Here is a 9,677-nt window from a genome sequence, read left to right on the forward strand (position 1 = left end):
CATGAATCCCCGATGAGCCGATGGCGACCGCCCTCCGAAGCCAGTACCGCCCTGATCACCCATGATGGGCGCGAACGCCTGCGCGCCGAGCTACAGGAGCTCTGGCAGGTCCGCCGCCCGGAGGTGGTGAAGGCATTGTCCGCCGCCGCCGCAGAAGGCGACCGGTCGGAAAACGCCGAATACATCTACCGCAAGAAACAACTGGGCGAAATCGACAGGCGCGTGCGCTATCTGAGCAAACGTCTGGAAGTGCTGAAAGTGCCCGAACAGGACAAAACCCCGCGTGACCGGATTTTCTTCAGCGCCTGGTTCGAACTGGAACACGAGGATGGCAATCTACGCCGCTACCGCATCGTCGGACCGGATGAAACCGATGCGCGTCGGAATTGGATCAGCATCGACTCGCCGTTGGCGCGGGCGGCTTTGAACAAAGCCGTGGAAATGGAGTTCGAAGTCGAACTGCCGACGGGAATGAGCTCGTTCGTGGTGATATCCATCCAGTACGAGGAGTAAGCCCGCTTTATCTCCCTTGCGCGCAGGCCGGAGGCTGGGAGCTCCTCAGAAATCAGCGTTATCGGGATCGACCAGAGCGAATAGGTCGTGCTCATCGGCGCCCATGATGGTGACGTCGACGAATTGGCCGGGCTTCAGGCCCATGCGTTCGCCGTCTTGGATCTGCACCAGTCCGTCGATTTCCGGCGCATCGGCTTTCGAGCGCGCAATGGCCAACTCGCCGTCGAGGGAATCGACCAGCACCTGCTGTACGCTGCCGACCTTATGCTGCAGCTTGTGGGCGCTGATTTCGGCCTGCAATTCCATGAAGCGTGCCAGGCGCTCCTGCTTGAGTTCCTCCGGCACGGCATCGGGCAGCGCATTGGCTGCGGCGCCGTCCACCGGCGAGTAGGCAAAGGCGCCAACGCGGTCCAGCTCGGCCTGATCGATGAAGCTGAGCAATTGTTCGAAGTCGTCCTCGGTTTCGCCCGGAAAGCCGACGATGAAGGTGCTGCGGATGGTCAGGTCCGGGCAGATTTCGCGCCACTTCTGGATGCGCTCGAGGTTCTTGTCTACCGCACCCGGGCGCTTCATCAATTTCAGAATGCGCGGACTGGCATGCTGGAACGGGATGTCCAGATACGGCAAGAGCTTGCCGTCGGCCATCAGCGGAATGATATCGTCCACATGCGGATACGGGTACACATAATGCAAGCGCGACCAAACACCCAATTCGGAAAGCCCTTCACATAGGTCTTTCATCCGGGTTTGGTAGGTTTTATCACACCATTGGTGTTCGGCGTAACGCACATCCACGCCGTAGGCGCTGGTGTCCTGCGAAATCACCAGCAACTCCTGCACGCCGCCGCGCACCAGCTTTTCGGCTTCGCGCAATACGTCGTCAATCGGGCGCGACACCAGATCGCCACGCATGGACGGAATGATGCAGAAACTGCAACGGTGATTGCAGCCCTCGGAGATCTTCAGGTAGGCGTAGTGTTTGGGGGTGAGTTTGATGCCGTAGTCCGGCACCAGATCGATGAACGGATCGTGCTTCGGCGGCAGTGCGGCATGCACCGCGCTCATCACCGTGCTGTAATCCTGCGGGCCGGAAATCGACAGCACATCCGGGAACTGTTCGCGGATCTGTTCCGGGCGCTTGCCGAGACACCCCGTAACGATGACCTTGCCGTTCTCGGCCATGGCCTCGCCGATGGCATCGAGTGACTCTTCCACCGCCGAGTCGATGAAGCCGCAGGTATTGACCACCACCACATCCGCCTTATCGTAGGTCGGAACGATGTCGTAGCCTTCCACACGCAGCTGGGTCAGGATGCGTTCGGAATCGACCAGCGCCTTGGGGCAGCCGAGACTGACGAAACCGACTTTCGGATTGGACTTTGACATGCGGGAACCGGCACCGGATACTGGGACTTGGATTATACCGTTTCCCGGCCACGCCCTTGATGAACAGCCCTGAATTCCGCCTTGATGCGCGCCTCGACAAGGACACTCATTTCCTGCTGGATGCCCCGCTGTGCCGCATCGGACTGATGGATGACGCCCGTTTCCCATGGCTGATTCTGGTGCCGCGGGTGCCGAATATACGTGAATGGCCTGACCTGAGCACTCCAAATCAGTTGCAGCTTCAGACCGAAATCAATGCCGCTTCCCGCGCCCTGCAGTCTGCCTTCCCGCATGGCGAAAAGTTGAATATCGCAGCGCTAGGCAATGTCGTACCGCAGCTGCATATTCATGTGATCCTTCGCCATGCCGGCGATGCCGCCTGGCCGGCGCCGGTATGGAATTCCGGTCAAAGCCAGCCGTATTGCGATGCAGAGCTTGTGCATGTTTTGGGCCGATTAAAAGAGACCCTATCCCAAAACAATTAAGTAAAGAGCAAGATCTTAGAGATCAAGTCTTTGGCAATGTCACACCGGTCTGGCCCTGGTATTTGCCGCCGCGGTCCTTGTAGGAAGTCTCGCAGACTTCGTCGGACTGGAAGAACAGCATCTGCGCCACGCCCTCGCCGGCGTAGATCTTGGCCGGCAGTGGTGTGGTGTTGCTGAATTCGAGGGTGACATGGCCTTCCCACTCGGGCTCCAGCGGGGTCACGTTCACGATGATGCCGCAGCGCGCATAGGTGCTCTTGCCCAGGCACACCACCAGGGTGTCGCGCGGGATGCGGAAGAACTCGACCGTGCGCGCCAGCGCAAAGGAATTCGGCGGAATGATACAGACATCGGCTTCGATATCGACGAAGCTGGTCGGATCGAAGGCTTTCGGATCGACGATGGTCGAGTTGATGTTGGTGAAGATCTTGAACTCGCGGGCGCAGCGCACATCGTAGCCATAGCTGGAGGTGCCGTAAGAGACAATCCGATGGCCATCGGCGGCGGTCTTGACCTGTCCGGGCTCGAACGGTTCGATCATGCCGTGTTGTTCGGACATGCGGCGGATCCAGCGGTCGGATTTGATGCTCATAGCGGTTCTCGGAAAGGGTTCAGGTATTTTGGATGACGATATTGGGAATGCCAATGCTTTTGTTGCGGGCCTGCTGCGAAAGCCGGGCGGCAGCCTTGCGGGCAATACCGCGGTAAGCAACGGCAGCCGACGAATCGGGGGCGGCGGCCACGGTAGGCTGGCCGGAATCCATCTGTTCGCGGATCAGGCGCGCCAAGGGCAGCTGCCCGAGCAGTTCAACGCCATATTGTTCGGCCATGCGGGCGCCGCCGCCTTCACCGAAGATGGCCTCGGCGTGACCGCAGTTGCTGCAGATATGGGTCGCCATATTTTCGATGATGCCGAGCACAGGGACTTCCACTTTTTCGAACATTTTCAATGCTTTCTTGGCATCTATTAAAGCAATATCTTGGGGTGTGGTGACGATAATCGCCGCCGAAACCGGCACCCTTTGCGCCAAAGTCAGCTGGATATCGCCGGTCCCCGGCGGCAGGTCGATGATCAGATAGTCCAGATTCTGCCAACGAGTGGTACTCAGCAGCTGCTGAAGGTATTGGGTGGTCATCGGGCCGCGCCAGATGGTCGGGGTATCTTCACCCAGAAACAGGCCGATCGACATCGCCTGCAGGCCATGCGCGATTTTCGGCTCCACGGTCTTACCGTCGAGACTGTCGGGCTTGCCACTGATTCCGAGCATCATCGGAATCGAGGGGCCATGGATATCCGCGTCCAGAATGCCGACGGTAGCGCCTTCAGCACACAGAGCCAAGGCCAGATTGACCGCGGTGGTGGATTTGCCAACGCCGCCCTTGCCCGAAGCTACGGCGATGATGTTCTTCACCCCCGGCAGCGGCGACAGATCATTTTGGACCTTGTGGGCCGGAATGCGGGTGTCGATGCTGACCGCGACCGCTTGAGCGCCGAGCGCACTTTTCAGACGGGATTCGATAGCCGAAATCATTACCGAGTGTACCGAGCGCGCCGGATAGCGCCATTGTAGGGCGATAGCGGCGTTCAGGCCGTCGACGCCGATGGCCTGCACATTAGCGCCTGCAACCAGGTCTAGTCCGGTATCGGGATCGAAAATCTGGGCTAACTCAGCGCGAATGGCGGCTTCAATGAGGGACATACGAGGGGATTTCGGGGCAAAAGCTTATTGTACTGGAAAGCCACAGTTATACGCCAAAGCCCTATAATTCAATTATGTCTATCCTACCCGCGCTTGTTACCACCGCCCTGCCCTACGCCAATGGCCCCCTGCATTTGGGACATCTGGTCGGTTACATCCAAGCCGATATCTGGGTGCGTGCCCGTCGCTTGGCCGGCGGCACCGCCCACTTCGTTTGCGCCGACGACACGCATGGCACCCCGATCATGTTGGCTGCTGAAAAAGCTGGATTGAGCCCGGAGCAATACATTGCCGGCATCCAAGCCGGCCATGAGGCTGACTTTAAGGCCTTCGGCGTTGTTTTCGACCACTACGACTCCACCAACGCGCCACACAATCGGGCTTTTACCGAGCGCGTGTATGCCGCACTGAAGGCACGTGGCAGCATTGCGGTGCGTATCATCAACCAGATGTTTGATCCGGAAAAACAAATGTTTCTGCCGGACCGCTACATCAAGGGCAGTTGCCCGAACTGCAAAAGCGCGGACCAGTACGGCGACAACTGCGAGCACTGCGGTGCGACCTACGCACCGACCGAGTTGATCGATCCGGTTTCGGTGGTCTCGGGCGCCATGCCGGTGCTGAAAGAGTCTGAACACTATTTCTTCAAACTCGGCGATTACACGCAATTCCTAAACGACTGGCTGCACGGGGATATCGCCCACGAGGGCATCAAAACCAAATTGCGCGAATGGCTGGATGCGGACGGTGGCCTGCGCGACTGGGACATCTCACGGGATGCACCCTACTTCGGTTTTGCGATTCCCGATGCGCCCGGCAAATACTTCTATGTCTGGCTGGATGCGCCAATCGGTTATTTGTCGAGCTTCCAGGCGCTGTGCCAGCGTGAAGGTCTCGACTTCGACGCTTTTCTGGATGCGACCCGCAACGCGAACAACGAAACTGAGCTGCACCACTTTCTGGGCAAGGACATCGTCAACTTCCATGGCTTATTCTGGCCAGCGGTACTGCACGGCGCTGGTTTCCGTGCACCGACCAAGCTGCATGTAAACGGCTACCTGACCGTCAATGGCGCCAAGATGTCGAAATCGCGCGGAACCTTTGTGATGGCCCGCAGCTATCTCGATGCCGGTCTGCAGCCGGAAGCTCTGCGCTATTACTTCGCCGGAAAGTCCGGCTCTGGCGTGGCCGACCTCGATCTCAACCTCGAGGATTTCGTGGCCAAGGTCAATGCCGATGTCGTCGGAAAATTCGTGAATATCGCCAGCCGTTGTGCCGGCTTCATCAGCACCCGCTTTGATGGCATGCTGGCAGACAGCCTTCCGGACACCGCCACCTATTCACAGTTCGAAACCGAATTCAGCGCTATCCGGCAGAGTTATCTCGAGGGTGAAACCGCTCAGGCCCTGCGCCAGACCATGGCTCTGGCCGATATCGCCAACCGTTATATCGACGAACAGAAACCATGGGTTCTTGCCAAAGACCCCGAGCAACTTGCCGTTCTGCATGGGGTCTGCACGCAGGCATTGAATCTGTTCCGCATTTTGGCTCTGGCACTCAAACCGATTCTGCCACAAGTTGCCGCGCAGGCAGAATCCTTCCTCAATTCCCCAATTGCAATCTGGGCCGACTTCAAAACCCCTTTGCTGAACCACCGTATTGACGTCTATAGCCCACTATTCACCCGCATCGACCCGAAGAATATTCAAGCCATGATTGACACCTCCAAAGATACAACTATCGCCGCAACACCCGCAGGCGAGACCAAACCGGCCAAGACCGCTGAACCCAAAAAAGCAGCTGCTGTGGAAAACGCACCCGGCACCATCGGCATCGATGATTTCGCCAAGATCGACCTGCGCATCGGTAAAGTACTGGAATGCGGTTTCGTGGACGGCTCCGACAAACTGCTACGCTTCCTACTGGACGCCGGTGATCTCGGGCAACGTCAGATTTTTTCCGGAATTCGGGGCAGCTACTCCGAACCGGAACAATTACTCGGCCGCAACGTCGTATTCATCGCCAATCTGGCGCCCCGTAAAATGCGTTTCGGCATCTCGGAAGGCATGATCCTGTCCGCCGGCGGCGATGACGGCCTGTTCCTGCTTGATGCCGATGACGGCGCCCAGGCCGGACATCCGGTCAAGTAAGCATGGCAAACAGGCCGACGGCCGACGATATCAATAGTCTGCTTCCGCAGACCCAGTGCGGGCAATGCGATTATGCCGGCTGCAGTCCTTATGCGGAAGCCATTGCCGTCGGCCATGCCGACATCAACCAGTGCCCACCCGGCGGCGACGCCGGAATCCAAGCCTTGGCATTGCTGCTCGGAGTCGAGGCCAAACCGCTCAATCCGCGGCATGGCGCGTATTTACCGAATAGCGTAGTAATCATCCGCGAGGCCGAATGCATCGGTTGTACCAAGTGCATCCAAGCCTGTCCGGTCGATGCCATCATCGGCGCCTCAAAACGGATGCATACCGTGCTCGCCGAAGTATGTACCGGCTGCAATCTGTGCATTCCTCCGTGTCCGGTCGACTGCATCGACATCGTATCGCGCTGAGATTATTTCAAGCGCTCGACACGGTAGCCCTTTTCCCGGAGCAGATGGACGAGTCCATCATCACCCAATAAATGCAGCGCACCGACCACAACCATAGTATCGTCGCTCACCTCATCATCAAGCATCGCTTGAACCTGCGGTAACCAGGCGTAGTTACGGTCTACGTTTACGCTTTGGTATAGCTCAGGATACTCACGACGCATGCGTGCGACCGTTTCGCGCTGCAGACCGTCGACATCGCCGGTCTTCCACAAATACCGGAGCCTCTCCAGGTCATGCGCGTTGTCCGCTGTATTGGCATCCAGAGCTTCCTCTAGCAACTGTTGCTGGGCCTGCGCCGGCATGCCGTCGAACAAAGCAATCTGCTGAGCGACCTTTTCAAGGCCGATACTTGGCTTGGCTGCCGGTTTTGCGGCATTCATGAAATGCTGATCAACGCCCAAGCCGGATTCGAAACCCTGGGTCATCGCCTGTGTATTGACCACGAGTATCGCCACATACCAAGGCTCCAGTCGGTTCAGACTGGCGATCGGGAATGCAGGATTACTGCGGCTCCACATTTGCAATTGCTGCCAGACTGCCTGCGGCAATAATTCCTCAAGATTCAGTCCAGGTGGCAACTGGGCTGCCTGTTGCATTTTTGCCGGAAGATCGGGTGACTGCAATTCGTTAGGAGCAATCTCAAAGGCCAGCCGTTCGGCATCGGCATAGGCGCTCAACACAGGGGCGGACAGCGGGTAGTCTTGGGCTTTCAATGCATGGAAGGATCCGAGGAGATAGACGCTGTTATCGGCATCACTGACCTTCCAGATCGCCGGCGTGCTCGGCGTCCCCGAGGCGCAACCAGTCGCCAAGCAGCAAACCACAAGCCAAGCCTTAGATTTCATCATGGCGCGATTTTACGCGGCTTTTTCTCACCGGCCGTTACCGCCATGTCCATCCGGTTTTCCGGTGGTGGCATCGGACAGGTCGAAAACGGGGTATAGGCACAGGGAGGGTTATACGCTTTATTGAAATCGACCACGGTTTTGCCATCGGCGCCCGGATACTCGGCATACAGAAAACGGGCCGCGGCATAGCTTTCCTTGCCTGAGGTACGGTCGGCGAACACCAGAAACAAGCGCTGATCACCTTCGTCGATGGCCTCCAGAGTGAAAGTTTTTTTCCCAGTACTGAAGGTGACTGTGCCCGGATTCATCATCGGTTCGACCATGCCGATAACATTGACGATATCGATGGTGCGCCCGGCATCATGCGGGGTGAATGTTGCGGTGTACCGGAAACCTTTATCCACGGGAAAATAGTCGATTCCGGTGAACTTGATCCGGGTCGCGGCCTCGGCATCGCGAACGCGCAGTGCAAGCTTGCCGCCCCGCTCGATGACGATGAAACTGGCCTTGCCATCATTGAATCCGACCACGGTAGCCGTACCCTGGGAATCCGCTACCAGTTTGGTCCGACCCGCGACTGGCAGACCATCAATAGTGAGTGCAACGCCACTTTCCGGTTCTAGCCAGACTTGATTGCCTTCTTCGACGGCAATCAAACCAAGCTTATCCGGACCGACGGTAAGCCGCGTCCCGTTGATTTCACCGGAACCGACCTGGGTGACACCCGATTTCGGCAACCAATGCATCCCGACCAAGGACAGCCAGCCGTCAGGTTTGGTCAATCGTTCAATGCGCTCCGTGCGCCACTGCAGGATATCGCTGTAATGTTTCATTTTCTCGGATTTCTGCCCAGCCAACTGCTCCGGACTCGGACCCTGCTGGCAACCGGCCAGCAACAGCGCGGCTAGCACTATGGTGAATGCACGCATCATCGTCCCCTCAGGAATAAACGGTCTAATTCGGATCGGCTCAGTTGAACCCAGGTCGGCCGGCCGTGGTTACACTGCCCGGAACGCTCGGTCGCTTCCATGGCACGCAGCAGGGCATTCATTTCCGGCACGCTCAGACGGCGGTTGGCGCGCACGGAACCATGACAGGCCATGGTCGACAGCAGCTCGTTCTGCGCTTCCTGAAGCCGGCGTGATGCGCCATATTCGCGAAATTCGGAAAGCACGTCAAGGAACAACTGGCGGGCATCGACATCGGCCAGCAGCGAAGGCACAGCCCGGACGCTGACAGACTGGGGTCCGGTGCGCACGACATCGAAACCCAATGCCTGCAGCGGCGTAGCCAGGCTTTCGCTGGCGATAGCCTCGTTTTCGCTCAGGGGCACCGATACCGGAACCAACAGGGGCTGACTTCGGATACCGCCATCGCCTTGGGCGGCTTTCAATTGCTCGTAGGTGATGCGTTCATGTGCGGCATGCATGTCCACCAAGACCAGACCGGCGTCGTTCTGCGCCAGAATGAATACGCCATGCAATTGTGCCAGCGCGTAACCGAGCGGTGGCGCGCGCTCCGGATTGGGTTCCGACATGGGCTCGGATTGGAACGAGGATTCGGAATGACCGTATAAAGTGCGGTAATGGGTCAACTGCTCATGGACCGGCAAGGATATCGCCCCCTGAGCAGGCGGCATATAAGGCGTGGACTGACCTTGGTTTGCGGGCATTGCAGGTTCTTGCTGCATGGCACCGGCGCGGGTATCGGCCATCAGCCGATGCAGACTGCGGAAAATGAAATCATGAATACTGCGGCCATCACGGAAACGTACTTCATGCTTGGCCGGATGCACGTTGACATCCACGCGCGCCGGATCGATATCCAGAAAAAGCACAAAAGCCGGGTAACGGCCGTGATACAGCACATCGGCATAGGCCTGTTTGACCGCATGCGCCACGGTCTTGTCACGCACAGCACGGCCATTGACGAAAAAATACTGCTGATCCGGGCTCGAGCGTGCCGCGGTCGGAAGTCCGACCCAGCCACTCAAGAGCATATCCGGATGCTCTGCCGACACGTCAAGGCATTGTCCGGCAAAAGCCTCACCCAGAACCTGGGCAATACGCTGCAGACGTTGCTCCTGCGGCACCGCTTTGTAGGTTTTGAAGGCCTTGCCATTGTGACGGATACGCAGCTC

The 9,677-nt window shown here is 58.1% G+C and carries 10 protein-coding genes; 4 read left to right on the plus strand and 6 right to left on the minus strand.

Annotated features, from left to right (window positions below; all coding sequences use genetic code 11):
• Positions 1-12: 12 nt before the first annotated feature.
• Entirely contained in the window at positions 13-513 is a 501-nt protein-coding gene (greB, locus tag ACIQ0Q_RS04280; RefSeq protein ID WP_395771714.1) for a transcription elongation factor GreB, read from the plus strand.
• A 45-nt stretch (positions 514-558) separates the two neighbouring features.
• Here the strand turns inward: greB and rimO are convergent, their stop codons facing one another.
• Positions 559-1,899, minus strand: coding sequence for a 30S ribosomal protein S12 methylthiotransferase RimO (gene rimO / locus ACIQ0Q_RS04285; RefSeq protein ID WP_395771715.1), 1,341 nt, complete (start codon positions 1,897-1,899; stop codon positions 559-561).
• Positions 1,900-1,958: 59 nt separating this feature from the next.
• On the opposite strand from rimO, the gene ACIQ0Q_RS04290 reads away from it, so the two are divergent.
• Entirely contained in the window at positions 1,959-2,384 is a 426-nt protein-coding gene (locus ACIQ0Q_RS04290; RefSeq protein ID WP_395771716.1) for an HIT domain-containing protein, read from the plus strand.
• A gap of 22 nt (positions 2,385-2,406) precedes the next feature.
• On the opposite strand, the gene dcd is transcribed toward ACIQ0Q_RS04290, so the two are convergent.
• Positions 2,407-2,976, minus strand: coding sequence for a dCTP deaminase (gene dcd / locus ACIQ0Q_RS04295; protein ID WP_395771717.1), 570 nt, complete (start codon positions 2,974-2,976; stop codon positions 2,407-2,409).
• A gap of 19 nt (positions 2,977-2,995) precedes the next feature.
• On the minus strand, positions 2,996-4,084 hold the full coding sequence (gene apbC, locus ACIQ0Q_RS04300; RefSeq protein WP_395771718.1) for an iron-sulfur cluster carrier protein ApbC: 1,089 nt from the start codon (positions 4,082-4,084) through the stop codon (positions 2,996-2,998).
• A 74-nt stretch (positions 4,085-4,158) separates the two neighbouring features.
• Here apbC and metG point away from each other — a divergent pair, with 74 nt between their 5' ends.
• Both metG and ACIQ0Q_RS04310 read left to right on the plus strand, forming a co-directional pair.
• On the plus strand, positions 4,159-6,234 hold the full coding sequence (gene metG, locus ACIQ0Q_RS04305) for a methionine--tRNA ligase (protein ID WP_395771719.1): 2,076 nt from the start codon (positions 4,159-4,161) through the stop codon (positions 6,232-6,234).
• Between the two features lie 2 nt (positions 6,235-6,236).
• Entirely contained in the window at positions 6,237-6,647 is a 411-nt protein-coding gene (locus tag ACIQ0Q_RS04310; RefSeq protein WP_395771720.1) for an RnfABCDGE type electron transport complex subunit B, read from the plus strand.
• A 2-nt stretch (positions 6,648-6,649) separates the two neighbouring features.
• Here the strand turns inward: ACIQ0Q_RS04310 and ACIQ0Q_RS04315 are convergent, their stop codons facing one another.
• From ACIQ0Q_RS04315 to mutL, 3 genes are all read right to left on the minus strand, one after another.
• Positions 6,650-7,537 carry a TraB/GumN family protein gene (locus ACIQ0Q_RS04315; protein ID WP_395771721.1) on the minus strand — a complete coding sequence of 296 codons (888 nt, stop codon included), beginning with the start codon at positions 7,535-7,537 and terminating at the stop codon, positions 6,650-6,652.
• On the minus strand, positions 7,534-8,469 hold the full coding sequence (locus ACIQ0Q_RS04320) for a DUF1684 domain-containing protein (protein ID WP_395771722.1): 936 nt from the start codon (positions 8,467-8,469) through the stop codon (positions 7,534-7,536). The genes ACIQ0Q_RS04315 and ACIQ0Q_RS04320 overlap by 4 nt, the downstream gene beginning before the upstream one ends.
• The coding region (gene mutL / locus ACIQ0Q_RS04325) for a DNA mismatch repair protein MutL (protein ID WP_395771723.1) at positions 8,466-9,677 on the minus strand (1,212 nt) is incomplete at its 5' end. The genes mutL and ACIQ0Q_RS04320, both read right to left, overlap by 4 nt.

Source organism: Arenimonas sp. (genome assembly GCF_044348765.1).
Lineage (GTDB): Bacteria > Pseudomonadota > Gammaproteobacteria > Xanthomonadales > Xanthomonadaceae > Arenimonas.

What these genes read in the sequence shown, in the direction of transcription:
- ACIQ0Q_RS04320 (WP_395771722.1), bottom strand. Translation starts at nt 8,469, where the DNA reads ATGATGCGTGCATTCACCATAGTGCTAGCCGCGCTGTTGCTGGCCGGT.
- greB (WP_395771714.1), top strand. Translation starts at nt 13, where the DNA reads ATGAGCCGATGGCGACCGCCCTCCGAAGCCAGTACCGCCCTGATCACC.
- ACIQ0Q_RS04315 (WP_395771721.1), bottom strand. Translation starts at nt 7,537, where the DNA reads ATGATGAAATCTAAGGCTTGGCTTGTGGTTTGCTGCTTGGCGACTGGT.
- dcd (WP_395771717.1), bottom strand. Translation starts at nt 2,976, where the DNA reads ATGAGCATCAAATCCGACCGCTGGATCCGCCGCATGTCCGAACAACAC.
- rimO (WP_395771715.1), bottom strand. Translation starts at nt 1,899, where the DNA reads ATGTCAAAGTCCAATCCGAAAGTCGGTTTCGTCAGTCTCGGCTGCCCC.
- metG (WP_395771719.1), top strand. Translation starts at nt 4,159, where the DNA reads ATGTCTATCCTACCCGCGCTTGTTACCACCGCCCTGCCCTACGCCAAT.
- ACIQ0Q_RS04310 (WP_395771720.1), top strand. Translation starts at nt 6,237, where the DNA reads ATGGCAAACAGGCCGACGGCCGACGATATCAATAGTCTGCTTCCGCAG.
- ACIQ0Q_RS04290 (WP_395771716.1), top strand. Translation starts at nt 1,959, where the DNA reads ATGAACAGCCCTGAATTCCGCCTTGATGCGCGCCTCGACAAGGACACT.
- apbC (WP_395771718.1), bottom strand. Translation starts at nt 4,084, where the DNA reads ATGTCCCTCATTGAAGCCGCCATTCGCGCTGAGTTAGCCCAGATTTTC.